Origin of the sequence: Clavibacter lycopersici (assembly GCF_003576405.1) — a bacterium.
Classification (GTDB): domain Bacteria; phylum Actinomycetota; class Actinomycetes; order Actinomycetales; family Microbacteriaceae; genus Clavibacter; species Clavibacter lycopersici.
Genome location: NZ_QWGT01000042.1, coordinates 1 through 15,501, shown reverse-complemented (window position 1 = coordinate 15,501; position 15,501 = coordinate 1). Strand labels below are relative to the sequence as shown.

Annotated in this window: 12 protein-coding genes; 4 read left to right on the top strand and 8 right to left on the bottom strand. The window is 74.7% G+C overall.

Annotated features, from left to right (window positions below; translation table 11 throughout):
- Positions 1-165: 165 nt before the first annotated feature.
- The 3 genes from DZG00_RS04785 to DZG00_RS04775 are packed head-to-tail and all read right to left on the bottom strand — an operon-like array spanning position 166 to position 3,788.
- Positions 166-1,893, bottom strand: coding sequence for an L-lactate permease (locus tag DZG00_RS04785; RefSeq protein WP_119455422.1), 1,728 nt, complete (start codon positions 1,891-1,893; stop codon positions 166-168).
- Between the two features lie 3 nt (positions 1,894-1,896).
- Complete coding sequence (locus DZG00_RS04780; protein WP_119383062.1) at positions 1,897-2,850, bottom strand: L-lactate dehydrogenase; 954 nt, start codon at positions 2,848-2,850, stop codon at positions 1,897-1,899.
- A gap of 2 nt (positions 2,851-2,852) precedes the next feature.
- On the bottom strand, positions 2,853-3,788 hold the full coding sequence (locus DZG00_RS04775; RefSeq protein ID WP_119455421.1) for a universal stress protein: 936 nt from the start codon (positions 3,786-3,788) through the stop codon (positions 2,853-2,855).
- Between the two features lie 107 nt (positions 3,789-3,895).
- Here DZG00_RS04775 and DZG00_RS04770 point away from each other — a divergent pair, with 107 nt between their 5' ends.
- Both DZG00_RS04770 and DZG00_RS04765 read left to right on the top strand, forming a co-directional pair.
- Positions 3,896-5,650: a sensor histidine kinase gene (locus DZG00_RS04770; RefSeq protein ID WP_147359924.1), complete on the top strand. Its 1,755-nt coding sequence runs from the start codon at positions 3,896-3,898 to the stop codon at positions 5,648-5,650.
- The gene (locus DZG00_RS04765) at positions 5,647-6,285 is read left to right on the top strand and encodes a response regulator transcription factor (protein ID WP_119381913.1); all 639 of its coding nucleotides are present in this window, start codon (positions 5,647-5,649) and stop codon (positions 6,283-6,285) included. The genes DZG00_RS04770 and DZG00_RS04765 overlap by 4 nt, the downstream gene beginning before the upstream one ends.
- 63 nt (positions 6,286-6,348) lie before the next feature.
- Here the strand turns inward: DZG00_RS04765 and DZG00_RS04760 are convergent, their stop codons facing one another.
- Positions 6,349-6,948, bottom strand: coding sequence for a DoxX family protein (locus tag DZG00_RS04760; protein WP_119381912.1), 600 nt, complete (start codon positions 6,946-6,948; stop codon positions 6,349-6,351).
- A 149-nt stretch (positions 6,949-7,097) separates the two neighbouring features.
- Between DZG00_RS04760 and DZG00_RS04755 the strand changes: the two genes are divergently transcribed.
- A complete protein-coding gene (locus tag DZG00_RS04755; RefSeq protein WP_119381911.1) occupies positions 7,098-8,246 on the top strand; it encodes an acetate/propionate family kinase in 1,149 nt (382 codons plus the stop codon).
- 118 nt (positions 8,247-8,364) lie between these two features.
- Here DZG00_RS04755 and DZG00_RS04750 read toward each other — a convergent pair whose 3' ends face one another.
- The gene (locus DZG00_RS04750; RefSeq protein ID WP_119381910.1) at positions 8,365-8,568 is read right to left on the bottom strand and encodes a hypothetical protein; all 204 of its coding nucleotides are present in this window, start codon (positions 8,566-8,568) and stop codon (positions 8,365-8,367) included.
- Positions 8,569-8,725: 157 nt separating this feature from the next.
- Between DZG00_RS04750 and DZG00_RS04745 the strand changes: the two genes are divergently transcribed.
- Entirely contained in the window at positions 8,726-11,263 is a 2,538-nt protein-coding gene (locus tag DZG00_RS04745; RefSeq protein ID WP_119381909.1) for a phosphoketolase family protein, read from the top strand.
- 18 nt (positions 11,264-11,281) lie between these two features.
- Here DZG00_RS04745 and DZG00_RS04740 read toward each other — a convergent pair whose 3' ends face one another.
- The 3 genes from DZG00_RS04740 to DZG00_RS04730 all read right to left on the bottom strand — a co-directional run.
- Positions 11,282-11,944 (bottom strand): response regulator transcription factor, encoded by a 663-nt coding sequence (locus DZG00_RS04740; RefSeq protein WP_119381908.1) that lies wholly within the window; start codon positions 11,942-11,944, stop codon positions 11,282-11,284.
- A gap of 14 nt (positions 11,945-11,958) precedes the next feature.
- Positions 11,959-13,491: a sensor histidine kinase gene (locus DZG00_RS04735; protein ID WP_119455419.1), complete on the bottom strand. Its 1,533-nt coding sequence runs from the start codon at positions 13,489-13,491 to the stop codon at positions 11,959-11,961.
- A gap of 110 nt (positions 13,492-13,601) precedes the next feature.
- On the bottom strand, positions 13,602-15,501 hold a 1,900-nt coding region (locus DZG00_RS04730), incomplete at its 5' end, for an iron ABC transporter permease (protein WP_147359923.1).

Below are 15,501 nucleotides of genomic sequence, written 5' to 3'. Positions count from 1 at the left end.
CGGATCCGCCGCGGGGGCGTCGGCCGCGCGCCCCGCTCGGGGTCCGGGGCGGGGTGCGTCGGCGATGGGTGTGCGGGGCGTCGTCATGGACACATGCTGGATCCGCGCGGCGCGCCCGGCCAGGGCCGTTGGTCCCCCGGCCGGGCGCCGCCGGCATCGGCCGCCTCAGCCCGGCAGCATCTGCGAGAGCCCGAAGGTCCAGAGGCTGAGCACCACGAGGATCCCGAGGCTGTAGCCGATCGACGCCCGCAGGATCTCGCTCTCCCGCCCGGTGAGCCCGACGGCGCCGGCCGCGATCGCGATGGACTGCGGCGAGATGACCTTCGCCGCCGCCCCGCCCGCGGTGTTCGCGGCGACGAGCAGGGTCGCGTCCACGCCGATCCGCCCGGCCGTGGTGGCCTGCAGCTGCGCGAAGAGCGTGTTGTTGTTCACGACGGATCCGGTGAGGAACACGCCGACCCAGCCGATCACGGGCGCGAGCAGCGGGAACCAGGCGCCGGCACCCGCGAGCGCGCCGCCGATGCCCGCGGATCCGCCCGAGAGGTTCGCGATCTGGGCGAGCACGAGGATCGCCGCGATGAGCACGAGCGCCTTCCACAGGTCGCGCCAGGTGCCGCGGAGCTGCTCGAGCACCACCTGCCGGGTGAGCACGCGGGAGGTGAGCGCGGTGATCACGACGGCCAGGAGGATCGCGGTGCCGGTCGCGCCGAGGGGCGTCCAGCTCCACGCGTTGGCGACGACGACGCCGCCCGCGGTCGTGATCCGCCCCGTGACACCGGGCATCGGCACCGTGACGACCGCCCAGGCGAGCGGGCCGCCGGGCGCGGAGAGCGCCTTGAACGCGGGCGTGCTCCAGACGAAGACGAGCACCGTGAGCACGTAGAACGGGCTCCACGCGGCGAGCACCTCGCGCGCCGTGTGGCGGACGGGTGCGGCGGGCGGGGCGGTCGCGACCGGCGCGGTGAGCGTCGCGGTCGCGGTGGATCCGCCGGCCCGGGCGTCACGTGCGCCGCCGCCGGGTGCGGTCGAACGGGCGCCTCCGCGGGCGCCGCCCTCGCGGGCCTCCCCCTCGACGAACACGTGCCGCGGCGTCCACACGAGACGCAGCGCGGCGAGCGCCACCATCCCGAGCAGCCCCGGCAGGATCGCCGCGAGCTCGGGCCCGAGGAGGAGCAGCACGGCGGCCTGCGTGCCGCTGAACACGAGGGTCACGACGAGCGTCGCGGGCCAGGTCTCGCGGAGGCCGCGGAGCCCGTCGAGGATCACGACGAGCAGGAACGGGATGAGGAGCGTCACCGGCTGGAGGATGAGCGCGAGGTCGCGCGAGAGGTCCATCACGTCGACGCCGCCGACCTGCGCGCCCACGATCACGGGGATGCCGACGGCGCCGTAGGCACCTGCCGCGAAGTTGGCGACCAGGCTGATCATGGCCGCGCGCACCGGCCGGAAGCCGAGCGTCACGAGCATGGCCGCGCAGATCGCGATGGGCACGCCGAACCCGGCGACGCCCTCGAGGAACGCGCCGAAGCAGAAGCTGATGAGGAGCACCTGGATCCGCTGGTCGGGCGAGATCGCGGCGATGGATGCCCGGATCACGTCGAACTTCCCGCTCGCGACCGCCAGCCGGTAGAGCCAGACGGCCATGAGGATGATGTACGCGATCGGCCAGATCGCGCTGAGGAGGCCCAGGATGCCCGCGCCCGCGAGCGCCGGGATCGGCATGCCGTACATGCCGAGCGCGACCGCCACCTCGGCGACGAGCGCGACGCCCGCGGCCTGCAGCCCGGTGAGCTTGAACACCACCAGGCAGACGAGGAACAGGAGGATCGGGATCGCCGCGACCAGCGCCGAGAGCCACGGGACGCCGAGCGGGTCGGGGTCCTGGATCCACACGGCTCAGGCCCCCACGGTCGCGAGCACGGCGGTGAGCGCCTCGGCCGAGACGGCCAGCTTCTCGAGCTCGGAGGCCGAGAACGGCGTGTTCCGGATGGGCGTCGCGCCGTGCGCGCCGACGATCGACGGCACGGACAGCGCGATGCCGTCGATCCCGTGGAAGTCCTCGAGCACGGTGCTGACGGGCAGCACGGCCCGCTGGTCCTGCAGGATCGCCTCCGCGATGCGCGCGCTGGAGAGGCCGATGGCGTGGTTGGTCGCGCCCTTGCCGCGGATGACCCGGTAGGCGGCGTCGCGCACGTCGACGGCGATGAGCTCGAGCTCGTCGACCGTCATGCGCGGGTGCCCCTCGGCCTCCCACTCGAGGATCGGGACGGTGCCGATCATCGCCTCGTCCCACAGCGCGAACTCGGTGTCGCCGTGCTCGCCCACGATGTGCGCGTGCACGCTGCTGGTGGAGACGCCGGCGCGGCGAGCGAGCTCCCAGCGCAGGCGCGAGGTGTCGAGCACGGTGCCGGAGGAGAAGACACGCGAGCGCGGCAGGCCGGAGACGCGGGAGGCGATCACGGTCATCACGTCGCAGGGGTTCGTGACGAGGAGGTAGACGGCGTCGGGCGCGACCTCGAGGAGGCCGGGCATCATCGACTCGATGATCCCCGCGTTCACGCCCGCGAGGTCGGTGCGGGACTGACCCGGGCGCTGCTTGGCGCCGGCCGTGATGACGACCACGTGCGACCCCTCGGCGACCCGGACGTCGGATCCGCCGCTGATCTCGCTCGCGCCCGTGAACTGGGTGCCGTGCGCGAGGTCGAGCACCTCGGCCTCGACGCGCTCGGCGGCGATGTCGTAGAGCGCGACGTGCCGGGCGGATCCGCGGATGAGGGCCGCGTACGCGACGCTGGCGCCCACGCTGCCCGCTCCGACGACGGTCAGCTTGCTGTTCTCTCTCGTGCTCATGGTCAGGCCTCTTCGGTCTCGGTGGTGCGGGGGGCGGTCTCCGGGGTGCGGGGGGCGGACGCGGCGGGGGCGTCCGGCAGGATCATCACGGGCACGTTCGCGTTGATGAGGACCTCGTGCAGGGTGCCGCCGATGCCGGGCGACGGCGTGCGGCGGGAGCGGCCGATCACGAGGAGCGCGCGGTCGCGGGCCAGGTTGAGGATCGCCTCGGCGGGGCGCCGGGAGGTGAGGTGCCGGGTGACCTCGAGGCCGGGATCCACCTCGTGCGCCACGTCGAGCGCCCGGTGCAGCACGGCGTCGCCGAGGTGGCGCGCGTCGGCGCCGCCCTCCTGCGGGACGGCGTGCACGATGCTCACGCGGGATCCCGCGGCCGATGCCTCCTGGGCGCCCGCGCGGGCGAGCGCGTCGGATGCGGCCGTGCCGTCGAGCGCCACGACGACGCCGTCGCGGAGTCGGAGGTCGGCGGAGGGCACGACCACGAGCGGGCCGGGCACGAGGGAGGCGAGCTGCACGCTGCGCACGCCGTAGAGGCGGCCGCGGGCGTAGCCGGTCTTGTCGGATCCGACGACGAGCACGTCGTCCTCGTCCACCGCGGCGAGCGACGGGGCGACGGCGCCGGTGGCGAGCCGGGTGGTGACGGCGAGGCCGGGGTGGGCGGATGCGACCCGCGCGGCCGCCGCCGACAGGAGGGCGCCGAGGTCGCGTGCGCTCTGCTGCGCGTAGGCCGCTCCCATCGCGCCCGCGTCGTCGTCCACGACGCCGACCAGCTGCACCTCGCCGCCGGAGCGGACCGCGCGCGAGACGGCCCAGCCGAGCGCCGTGACGCTCGCGGCGGATCCGTCGTATCCGACCACGCAGCGGGCCGCGATCCTGCCCGGGGAGTCGGCGACGCGGATGCCCTCGGCGTCCGTGCGGGCTGTCATCGTCTCGTCCACCATGGTCCTCCTCCGCCTAGCGGGTGCTAGGTTTCGAGCGTCGCGCGGCCCGGCCGGGTGACGTAGGGCCGGAGGTCCCGTGGACCGCCCGGTCCGGGAAGAGGCCGCACGTGCGCACCGATCCGCCGATGGGCTTCCCCGACCTGCCCCGCTCCGCGCTGGAGAGGTCCATCGCCGACCTCGTCGAGAAGGCGGGCGACGTCCTCCAGTCGCAGGGCCGGCTGCGGAACCTGCTGGCCGCCACGCGCGCCATCGCCGAGGACCTCGACCTCGAGGACGTGCTGCGGCGCATCGCGCAGGCCGCGGTGGACCTCGTCGGCGCGCGCTACGGCGCCCTCGGCGTCATCGGGCCGGACGGGCGGCTGGAGCAGTTCATCCACGTGGGCATCGACGCCGACCTGGCCGCCCGCATCGGGCACCTCCCCCGCGGGCTCGGCCTGCTCGGCGCCCTCATCGACGACCCGGAGCCGGTGCGCCGCGAGCACCTCGCCGACGACCCGCGCTCGGCCGGGTTCCCCGCGCACCACCCGCCGATGGACTCCTTCCTCGGCGTCCCCATCCGCGTGCGCGACGAGGTCTACGGCAACCTCTACCTCACCGACCGCGCCGACGGGCCGTTCAGCCCGGAGGACGAGGAGCTGCTCATGTCGCTCGCGGCCGCCGCGGGCGTGGCCATCGACAACGCGCGGCTGTTCGGCGAGTCCGAGCGGCGGCAGGGCTGGGCGCTCGCGCAGGCGGAGATCGCGTCGGCGCTGCTCGACGAGGACGGCGACGACCCGCTCGGGCTCATCGCCTCCTCGGTGATCCGGCTGACCGACGCGTCCGTCGTCGCCGTCGTGGCCCGCACCCCGGCCGGCGCGTACGCGACCGAGGACGCGTGGGGCGAGGACGCGGCCGACTACGTGGGCCGCGTGTTCAGCGCCGAGGAGACGCCCGCCGCCGGGGTCATCGCGTCGGGCATGCCGGCGCTCGCGCTGGGGCTCGCGCACCCCGGATCCCCCGACGGCGAGCGCTCCACCGGCAGCGCGATCACGGTGCCGCTCGCCCGGCCCGGCGGCCTCGACGCGGCGCTCCTCGTGGCGCGCGCGCCCGGATCCGCCCGGTTCGTCGACCTCGACCTCGACCTCATCGCCGACTTCGCCGCGCACGCCAGCGTCGCCCTGGAGCTGCGCGGCGCCCGTGCGGCCCGCGAGCGCGTCGCCCTGCTGGAGGACCGCGGGCGCATCGCGCGCGACCTGCACGACAACGTGATCCAGCGCCTGTTCGCCGCGGGCCTGTCGCTGAACGGCATGGACGTGCAGGCGGTCGCGCCCTCGGTGCACGCGCGGATCGAGGCGGTGCAGACGCTGCTCGACGACGCGATCGCCGAGATCCGCACCTCCGTCTTCGCGCTGCGGGCCAGCCAGCCGCGCGTCGCGGGCGCCCGGCACCGGCTGCTCGACGTGGTGAGCGAGGTCGCCGGATCCTTCCCGACGCCGCCGCGCATCGTGTTCCACGGGCACGTCGACGAGGTGGTCGCGGGCGACCTGCGCGACGACGTGGAAGCGGTCGTGCGCGAGGGCCTCGCCAACGCCGTGCGGCACGCCGACGCGACCTCGGTCGTGGTGGAGGTCGGCTGCACCGCCGACGCGACGACCGTGCGGATCTCCGACGACGGCCGCGGGCCCGCCGGCCGCACGCGCGCCAGCGGCATCCGGAACCTCGAGGCGCGCGCGGAGGCGCTCGGCGGATCCAGCTCGCTCGCCCCGCAGGACAGCGGCGGCGCGGTGCTCACGTGGAGCGTGCCGGGGCCTGCGGCCGTCGCCCTCGACGCGACCGGGCCCATCGCCGCGGTCGCACCCGAGGCCATGGGACGGATCCGATGACCCGCGTGTTCCTGCTCGACGACCACGAGCTCGTGCGCCGCGGCATCGCCGACGTCATCGAGCGCGAGGCCGACCTGGAGGTGGTCGGCGAGGCGGGCACCGTCCGCGACGCGGTCGCGCGCGTGGAGGCCACCCGGCCCGACGTGGTGGTGCTCGACGTGCGGTTGCCCGACGGATCCGGCGTGGACGCCTGCCGCCGCATCCGCTCGCTCCACCCGGACCTGCCGTGCCTCATGCTCACGGCGTTCGACGACGACTCCGCGCTCGAGGCCGCCGTGCTGGCGGGCGCGCAGGGCTGGCTGCTCAAGGACATCCGCGGCGCCGGCCTCGTCGACGCGATCCGCCGGGTCGCCGCGGGCGGGCAGCTCATGGACCGCGAGGTGGTGCGGCGGGCCCGCGCCCGGATCCTCGTGCCCGCCGTCCCCGCCGATGAGCCGCGCCTCACGCTGCGCGAGGGCCAGATCCTCGCGCTCATCACGGAGGGGCTCACCAACCGGCAGATCGGCGAACGCCTCGGCCTCGCGGAGAAGACCGTGAAGAACTACGTCTCGGGGCTGCTGGAGAAGATCGGCGTCGAGCGGCGCACGCAGGCCGCGGTGTACGGGATGACGCACCCGCGGCGGCCGGGGGCCTGACCACCCGCGCGCACGACGAAGGGCCGGGACCCTCGGGGATCCCGACCCTCGCGTGCGGGCGCGCTACACGAGCCAGCGCTGCGACCGCACGATCGGCAGCCGGCGCCAGGCCCGGCCGAGCCCGAAGGTGTCGCCGGCGGAGAGGTAGGCGACCACGATCAGGGCCAGCGCGTAGACGATGTGGTAGTCGACGAGCGGGTTGGTCGACGCGGCGTTCGCGGCGAACGGCCACTCGGCGAGGTACATCAGCAGCATCACGCCGGAGCCGACGACCGCGCTGACGCGCAGGCCGATGCCGAGGATCACTGCCAGGCCGATCCCGAGCATCGCGAGCATGAAGAGCACGTCGACGAGCGGGTTGGCGAGTCCGGCGAAGAAGCCCGTGAGCGGACCCGTGACGGACTCGCTGGTGAGGAACCCCTGCGCGGGCGTCCCGCCGTTGATCCACGCGCGCTCCACCGGGGTGGAGAAGCCGAGGCCGAACGTCTTGTCGAGGAACGCCCAGAGGAAGACGAAGCCGGTCGCGATCCGGAGCACGGCGAGCGCGACGCGGCCGCGCTCCGTGGTGACGCGGCTGCGCTCGTCGACGGCGAGGGCGGGAGCGGCGGCGCTCGTGGTCCGTCCCGCCCCGGGTGCGGTGGTGGTGACGGTGTGGGCGGTCATGGTCGTTCCCCTTCGGCTGGTCCGGGCGGTGGTGCCCGGTGGATCCAGGCTCGTCGCGGCCGGTCCCCGTCGGCAGGGTCGGAGGTCCCGCGGCGCCCGGGGGACGTTCGCCCCTGCCGCGCGCGCCCGCGGATCCGCAGGCTCTACCCATGCCCTCCGCTCCCCCACCCGCCGCATCCGTGCTCGTCCTCAACGCCGGGTCCTCCTCCCTCAAGCACCGCCTCGTGGATCCCGTCACGGGCGCCGCGCGCGCCTCCGGCACCGTGGAGCGCATCGGCGAGGCCGGCGGCGACGCGCCCGACCACGAGTCCGCCGTGCGCATCGCCCTCGACCGCGTGCAGGCCGCGCACCTGCCGCCGCCCGTCGCCGTCGGCCACCGCGTGGTGCACGGCGGATCCCGGTTCGACCGCGCCGTCGTGGTCGACGCCGACGTGGAGCGCGCCATCGACGAGCTCTCCGCCCTCGCGCCGCTGCACAACCCCGCGAACCTCGCCGGGATCCGCGCCGCGCGCGCCGTGCTGCCCGACGTGCCGCACGTCGCCGTCTTCGACACCGCGTTCCACCGCACGATCCCGGAGGCCGCGTCCACCTACGCGATCGACGCCGACCTCGCCGCCCGCTTCGGGATCCGCCGCTACGGCTTCCACGGCACCTCGCACCGCTTCGTCTCCCGCGCCGCCGCCGCGTTCCTCGGGAAGCCGCTCGAGGAGACCCGCATGATCGTGCTGCACATCGGCAACGGCGCGTCCGCCTGCGCGATCGACGGCGGCCGCTCCATCGAGACGTCGATGGGACTGACGCCGCTCGAGGGCCTCGTGATGGGCACGCGCTCGGGCGACATCGACCCGGCCGTGCTGTTCCACCTGCACCGCCAGGCCGGCCTCGGCTTCGACGAGCTGGAGGCGCTGCTCAACCGGGGCAGCGGGCTGCTCGGGCTCACCGGATCCAGCGACATGCGCGACGTGCAGGCCGCCGAGCTCGACGGCGACCCCCGTGCGGCGCTCGCGCTGGAGGTCTACCGGCACCGGATCCGCCGCTACGTCGGCGCGTACACGGCCGAGCTCGGCGGGCTCGACGCCGTGGTCTTCACCGCGGGCGTGGGCGAGCACGACTCCCTGCTCCGCCGCCGCAGCCTCGCGGGCCTCGAGCACCTGGGCATCCACGTGGATCCCGACCGCAACGAGCTCGCCTCCACCCACGCCCGCCGCATCTCCCCCGAGGGCTCGCCCGTCGCGGTGCTCGTGGTGCCGACGGACGAGGAGTGGGAGATCGCGCGGCAGGCGGCGGAGGTCATCTGATCTGCGCGACTTCGTCCCGCGGGAGCCGACATGACGGTGGGACGGAGCGTCATCACATCCGATCACGTGATGACGTTCCGTCCCACTGCCGAGCAGCGCCCGGGCCCCGGCACGCGTGCTATTCCCCCGCCGCCTCCCGCTGCGCCCGCGTGCGATGCGTGTCGTACTCCACGTCGTACGCGCCCGGCGGGAGCGGCGCGATCAGCGCGCCGTGTCGCTTCAGGCGCGCACGGGTCTGCCGCTTGAGCAGGTCCCAGCGGGCGGTGTCCATCGTGTGCCCGATCTGCGCGATGTGCGCGATGTGCATGGTGTGCGCCGTCATGTCGTCCTCGTCCTCTGTCGTGTGGACCCAGTCCAGCGCGGCACCGCACGCGCCGACAGGGCCTTCGGTCCCGCGGGCCGGGCGGCGTCGGGCAGCGCGCGTCCCCACGGGACCTTCGCCCCTCCCCCGCGCCGCACCGCCCGGCGAGCCTGGATCCATGACCCTCACCGCACATCCGGCCGCCGTCACGCCCACCGCGCCCTCCATCCCGGCGGCGCCCGCTCGCACCGCCTTCCCGCACCGCGCGCCGATGCCGCTCCCCGCGGAGGAGCTCGCCCGCCTGGAGATGTGGTGGCGCACCGCGAACTACCTCTCCGTCGGCCAGATCTACCTGCTCGACAACCCGCTGCTGCGCCGCCCGCTCACCTTCGACGACGTGAAGCCGCGCCTGCTCGGCCACTGGGGCACGACGCCCGGCCTCAACTTCATCTACGCGCACCTCAACCGCGTGATCCAGCAGCGCGACCTCGACACCGTCTACGTGATCGGCCCGGGCCACGGAGGCCCCGGCATGATCGCGAACGCGTACCTCGACGGCACGTACACCGAGGTGTACCCGCGGATCACGCAGGACGAGGAGGGCGTGCGCCGCCTGTTCCGCCAGTTCTCGTTCCCGGGCGGGATCCCCAGCCACGTCGCCCCCGAGACCCCCGGCTCCTTCCACGAGGGCGGCGAGCTCGGCTACGCGCTGTCCCACGCCTACGGCGCCGCGTTCGACAACCCGGAGCTGCTGGTGGCCGCCGTGGTCGGCGACGGCGAGGCGGAGACCGGGCCGTTGGCCACGTCCTGGCACTCGAACAAGTTCCTCGACCCGCTGCACGACGGCGTGGTCCTGCCGATCCTCCACCTCAACGGCTGGAAGATCGCGAACCCGACCGTGCTCGCCCGCATCCCCGAGTCGGAGCTGCTGGACCTCATGCGCGGCTACGGACACACGCCCTACATCGTGTCGGGCGGCTTCCACGGCGAGGACCCCGCGGCCGTGCACCGTCGCATGGCCGAGACGATGGACGTGGTGCTCGAGCAGATCGCCGACATCAAGGCCGCCGCTGCCGCCGGCACGCTCGAGGGCCGCCCGGCCTGGCCGATGATCATCCTCCGCACCCCGAAGGGCTGGACCTGCCCGAAGGAGATCGACGGCCACCCCGCCGAGGACGACTGGCGCGCCCACCAGGTGCCGCTCGCCAGCGCGCGCGACACCGAGGCGCACCTCCGGATCCTCGAGGACTGGATGCGGTCGTACCGCCCCGAGGAGCTCTTCGACGAGCGGGGCGCGCCCGTCGCCCTCGCCACCGCGCTGGCTCCCGCAGGCACCCGCCGCATGAGCGCCAACCCGGTCGCCAACGGCGGCCTCCTCAAGCGCGACCTCGACCTGCCCGACTTCCGCGACTACGCGGTCGACGTGCCGACGCCCGGCGGATCCGTGCACGAGCCCACCCGCGTGCTCGGCGACTGGCTCACGGACGTCGTGGTGCGGAACCCCACCGACTTCCGGATCTTCGGCCCCGACGAGACCGCGTCGAACCGCCTCGGCGGCGTGCTGCGGGTCACCGACAAGCAGTTCGACGGCGAGATCCGCCCCACCGACGAGCACCTGGCGCGCGCCGGCCGGGTGATGGAGATGCTCAGCGAGCACCAGTGCCAGGGCTGGCTCGAGGGCTACCTGCTCACCGGCCGCCACGGCCTCTTCACGTCGTACGAGGCCTTCATCCACATCGTCGACTCGATGCTGAACCAGCACGCCAAGTGGCTCAAGGTCTCGAAGGGGATCCCGTGGCGCCGCCCCATCGCGTCGCTCAACTACCTGCTGTCGTCGCACGTCTGGCGCCAGGACCACAACGGCCTCTCGCACCAGGACCCGGGCTTCATCGACCACGTCGTGAACAAGAAGGCCGACGTCGTGCGCGTCTACCTGCCGTTCGACGCGAACACGCTGCTCTCCACCTACGACCACTGCCTGCGCTCGGAGGACTACGTGAACGTCGTCGTCGCCGGCAAGCAGCCGAGCTTCGACTGGCTCTCCATGGACGACGCGATCGCGCACATGACCCGCGGCATCGGCATCTTCGACTGGGCCGGCACCGAGGTGGCGGGCGAGGCGCCCGACGTGATCATGGCCTGCGCGGGCGACGTGCCCACTCTCGAGACGCTCGCCGCGGTGTCGATCCTCCGCGAGGAGATCCCGGGCTTGAGGATCCGCGTCGTGAACGTCGTCGACCTCATGCGCCTGCAGTCGGAGGGCGAGCACCCGCACGGCCTGTCGGAGGCGGGCTACGACGCGCTGTTCCCGGCCGGGATCCCGGTGGTCTTCGCGTACCACGGCTACCCGTGGCTCATCCACCGCCTCACCTACCGCCGCGCCAACAACGCGCAGCTGCACGTGCGCGGCTACAAGGAGGAGGGATCCACGACCACGCCGTTCGACATGGTGATGCTCAACGACATGGACCGGTACCACCTCGTGATCGACGCGATCGACCGGACGCCCGGCCTCAGCCGCACCCAGGGCCCGCTCCGCCAGCGCATGGAGGACGCCCGCCTCCGCGCCCGTCAGTACACGCGCGAGCACGGCGAGGACATCCCCGAGGTCGCCGACTGGACCTGGGCGTCGTCGGTCACGGGCGGCGTGCGCGCGGCGAACGTGGGCGTCGGCCAGCTGCCGCTCGCGAGCTCCACGGGCGGGGACAACGAGTAGGGCGGGTCGCCCCGGGCGTCAGCCGAGGTAGGCGAGGACGGCGAGGACCCGGCGGTGGTCCTCGCCCGTGTCCTCGAGGCCGAGCTTCAGGAAGATGCTCGTCACGTGCTTCTCGATCGCGCCGGTGCCGATGACCAGGGCCCGGCCGATCGCCGCGTTGGTGCGGCCCTCGGCCATGAGACCGAGCACCTCGCGCTCGCGCGGGGTCAGCGCGCTGAGGGGGTCGCGTCGTCGGGCCATGAGCTGCGTCACCACCTCCGGGTCGAGCACGGTGCCGCCGGACGCGATGCGGCGCACGGCGTCGTCGATCTCCTCGAGGCGCGTCACGCGGTCCTTGAGCAGGTAGCCGATGCCGGCCGTCCCGCTCCGGAAGACCTCCTCGGCGTAGGCGGCCTCGACGTACTGGGAGAGCAGCAGCACGCCGATCCCCGGGACGCGCCGCCTGGCCTCGACCGTGGCGCGGATCCCCTCGTCGGAGAACGTCGGCGGCATGCGGACGTCCATGATCACGACGTCCGGGGCATCGTCGGCAAGCGCGGCGAGGAATCCGTCGGCGTCCTCGTGCTGGGCGACGACGTCGATGCCGGCCTCGACGAGCACGCGCGCGAGCCCCTCGCGGAGCAGCACGGCGTCGTCGACCACGACGGCCCGGATGCGCGCTGCATCCGGGCCGTCGTCCATGGTCCCGAGCGTAGTCACGCGGCGGGGTCGGGCGAGGCGGCGGGCGACGCGCCCGCATCCGCGCCTGTCGCGTCGGATCCCTCGGTCGGCACGCCGTTGAGCGTGAGCAGGGGCACGCGCGCGGTGATCCGCGTGGGTCCGCCCTGCGGGCTGGAGATGCTGACGTCGCCGTCGAGCGCGCCGATGCGGCCGAGGAGCCCCTCGAGGCCGTGGCCCTCCTGGACGGACGCGCCGCCCTGGCCGTCGTCGGTCACCCGGGCGGCGAGCACCCGGCTGTCGTCGAAGTCGCGCATCAGCATCAGCGTGACGTCCGCGCGGGTCGCCCCGGAGTGCTTCGCGACGTTCGTGAGGAGCTCGCTGACGGTGAAGTAGACGTTGCGCTCGACCTCGGTCGGGAGCACGAGGGCCTCGGGCAGGTGGACGTGGAGCGCCACGGGCACGGTCGACCGGGAGGCGAGGGCCTCGATGGCCGCCACCAGTCCGCGGTCGAGGAGGATCGGCGGGGCGAACCCGCGGGACAGGGCACGCAGCTCCTCGAGGGTGTCGTGCGCGTGCTCGGAGGCCTCCTGGATCAGCGTCCGGGCGCGCTCCGGATCCGTCTCCAGCGCGCGCTCGGCGGCGGCGAGGTCCATGCGGAGCCGCACGAGCCGCTGCTGCGGGCCGTCGTGCAGGTCGCGCTCGATCTGGCGGAGCGTCTGGCCCTCGGCCGTCACGGCGCCGGCGCGGGACTGCTCGAGGCCCTGGACGCGGCGCTCGAGGGCGTCGGACTTGAACCCGCCGAGGAGCGCGTGGTCGGTCCAGTAGTGGGCGAGCACGGCGCCGCGCGCCCAGAGCGGGAGCAGCACGACGGACAGGATCATGGCCACCACGCCGAGCACGGCCGCGAGGGCGAAGGTGCGACCCGCGTCGTAGCCGTGGTCCGTGAGGGCCTGCTCGAAGCGCCAGCCGTAGCCGAGGATCGCGATCCCACCGCCGATCGGGCCGAGGAACCCGGCGACGAGGAGCGCGCCCGCGCCGAGCGTGACGAACGCGACCAGCGGGTAGACCACGACCGCGTGCAGCAGGTGCAGCCAGTAGTGCGGGCTCGCGACGGCCGAGAGGATCCGCATGGCGCGGTTCTGCTGCCACCGCGGCGTCCAGTCGACCGGGCGGATCGGCCGGGGCTCGGCCCACCCGATGCGGACCCGCTCCACGGCGCCGAGCCCGCGGGCCGCGAAGAGCGCGGCGAGCAGGGCCACGGCCGCGAACAGCCCCGATGCCGACCACAGGAGCGAGTCGAAGAGGCTGTAGACCATCGCGGGGAGGGCGATGTAGACGGTGGCGAGCAGCAGCGCGGTGAGCGCGAGGTAGCCGAGGTCGCGCGGGAGGTGGCGCCAGGCGTCGGCGTAGAAGGAGCGGCGGCGGGGCGGCGCGGGCGGTGCGGCGGGCGGTGCCGCGTCGGCCCCCTCCGCGGCTCGGTCGGCGGGTTCCGCGGGTGCGGCGGCGGGCGGGGATTCGGGTGGCACGGGGATCGCTTCGGCCTCGGTGGTGGGAGATGTCTCGTTCATGACACTCAGCCTCACGGGGCGCGGGTGCGGGACCCATCCTGCCCGCTCCCGGATCGGGGGTGGGGTCAACCCCACCCCCGCGGCACCGGATGTGCCGGGGATCCCGCCGCCTAGCGCCCCCGCGCCGACCGCCCGCGCCACAGCAGCCACACGAAGTACGGGGTGCCGACGAGCGCGGTGACGAGGCCGGCGCCGAGCTGGCCCGGGGCGATGACGGTGCGGCCGAGCAGGTCGGCGAGGGTCACGAGGGCGGCGCCCAGCAGGATCGCGACGGGCACGACGCGCGCGTGGCGGGATCCGACGAGCGCCCGGGCCGCGTGCGGCGCGACCAGGCCGACGAAGCCGATCACGCCGACCGCCGCGACCGCGGTCGCCGTCAGCACCACGGCGATCGACAGCGCCAGCAGGCGCGAGCGGCCGAGGCCGACGCCGAGGAGGCGCGGGGTGTCGTCGTCGAGGGCGACCAGGTCGAGCATGCGGTGGCGCGGCGCCGCGACCGCCACCGCGAGCACGAGGGCCGCGAGCACCGGCAGGGCGTCGTCGAACCCGCGGCCGTAGGTGGATCCCGACAGCCAGGTGAGCGCCTTCGCGCCGTTGAACGGGTCGGTGAGCACGATGATCATGCTGATCGCCGCGGCCGTGCCCGCCGAGACGCCGACGCCGATGAGCACCAGCCGGTTCTGCGGGAAGCCGCCGCGCGCGGCGAGCCCGAACACGACGGCCGCCGCGGCGAGCGCGCCCAGCCCGGCGGCGCCCGCGATGCCCCAGCCGGAGGCGAGGGGCGCGGTGGTCACGAACAGCACGGCGCCGAGGCCCGCGCCGCCGGAGACGCCGAGGATCGCGGGATCCGCGAGCGGGTTCCGGGTCACGGCCTGCACGAGCACGCCGGCGAGCGCGAGCGCGGCGCCCGCGAGCACGGCGGCGAGCACGCGGGGCACGCGGGTGTCGAGCACGTAGCTGACGACGGGGCCGGCCGTGCCGCGGATCCCGTTCACGACGTCGCCGAGGAGCAGCTTCGCGTCGCCGAGCAGCACGGACGCGATCAGCAGCCCGACGAGCACCACGACGAGCGCGCCGACCACGAGCGCGGCGCGGCGGCGGGTGACCACGCCGTGCCGCTCGGTGGGCGCGGGCGTCGCGCTGTCGCGGGTGCGCACGGCGAGCACCACGAGCACGACCGCGCCGATGAGGGAGGTGACGAGCCCGGTCGGCACGGCGACCGACGCCTCGGCGCCGAGCACCGCGCGCAGCAGCACGTCGGCGAGCAGCACGACGGCCGCGCCCATGAGCCCGGCCACGGGGATGAAGACCCAGGAGCGGCGGACCCCGGGCACGAGCCGGCGCAGCGGCCGCACGAACGCGGGCGCGTACAGGCCGACGAAGCCGATGGGCCCGGCGACCGTCACGGCAGCCGCGGCGAGGAGCACCGAGGCGAGCACGGCGATCACTCGGGTCGCCCGCACGTCGACGCCCAGGCTGCGGGCGGCGTCGTCGCCGAGCCCGAGCGCGTCGAGCCGGCGGGTGATGAGGAGCAGGATCCCGAGCGCGACCACCACCACGGGCGCCATCTGCGCGACGGCGTCGAAGCCGTTCTGGCCGATGCCGCCCTGGCCCCAGCGGTAGAGGCCGCCGGTCTGCTGCGGGAAGAGGAGGAGGAGCGCGCTGGTCACGGATCCGAGGCCGAGCGCGAGCGCGCTGCCCGCGAGCACGAGGCGCACGGTGCCGGATCCGAGGCCCGAGACCGCGAGCACGATCGCCGCCGCGACGAGCCCGCCGACAAAGGCGACGCCCGCGCCCGCGAGCACCGGCAGGGTCAGCCCGGTGACCGCCGCGACGGCGAGGGCGGCGTAGGCGCCCGCGTTCACGGCGAGGGTGTCGGGCGAGGCGAGCACGTTGCGGCTCACCGTCTGGAGGGCGGCGCCGGCCGCGCCGAGGGCGAGGCCGACGAGGATCCCCGCGGCCATGCGCGGCAGCCGCGACGCGACCACGACGGACGCGTCGCCCGGCGTC

Bases quoted from the DNA above. Each gene is read 5' to 3' on its own strand.
- DZG00_RS04780 (WP_119383062.1), bottom strand. From the start codon at position 2,850: ATGAGCACGAGAGAGAACAGCAAGCTGACCGTCGTCGGAGCGGGCAGC.
- DZG00_RS04775 (WP_119455421.1), bottom strand. From the start codon at position 3,788: ATGGTGGACGAGACGATGACAGCCCGCACGGACGCCGAGGGCATCCGC.
- DZG00_RS04765 (WP_119381913.1), top strand. From the start codon at position 5,647: ATGACCCGCGTGTTCCTGCTCGACGACCACGAGCTCGTGCGCCGCGGC.
- DZG00_RS04760 (WP_119381912.1), bottom strand. From the start codon at position 6,948: ATGACCGCCCACACCGTCACCACCACCGCACCCGGGGCGGGACGGACC.
- DZG00_RS04755 (WP_119381911.1), top strand. From the start codon at position 7,098: ATGCCCTCCGCTCCCCCACCCGCCGCATCCGTGCTCGTCCTCAACGCC.
- DZG00_RS04750 (WP_119381910.1), bottom strand. From the start codon at position 8,568: ATGACGGCGCACACCATGCACATCGCGCACATCGCGCAGATCGGGCAC.
- DZG00_RS04745 (WP_119381909.1), top strand. From the start codon at position 8,726: ATGACCCTCACCGCACATCCGGCCGCCGTCACGCCCACCGCGCCCTCC.
- DZG00_RS04740 (WP_119381908.1), bottom strand. From the start codon at position 11,944: ATGGACGACGGCCCGGATGCAGCGCGCATCCGGGCCGTCGTGGTCGAC.
- DZG00_RS04735 (WP_119455419.1), bottom strand. From the start codon at position 13,491: ATGAACGAGACATCTCCCACCACCGAGGCCGAAGCGATCCCCGTGCCA.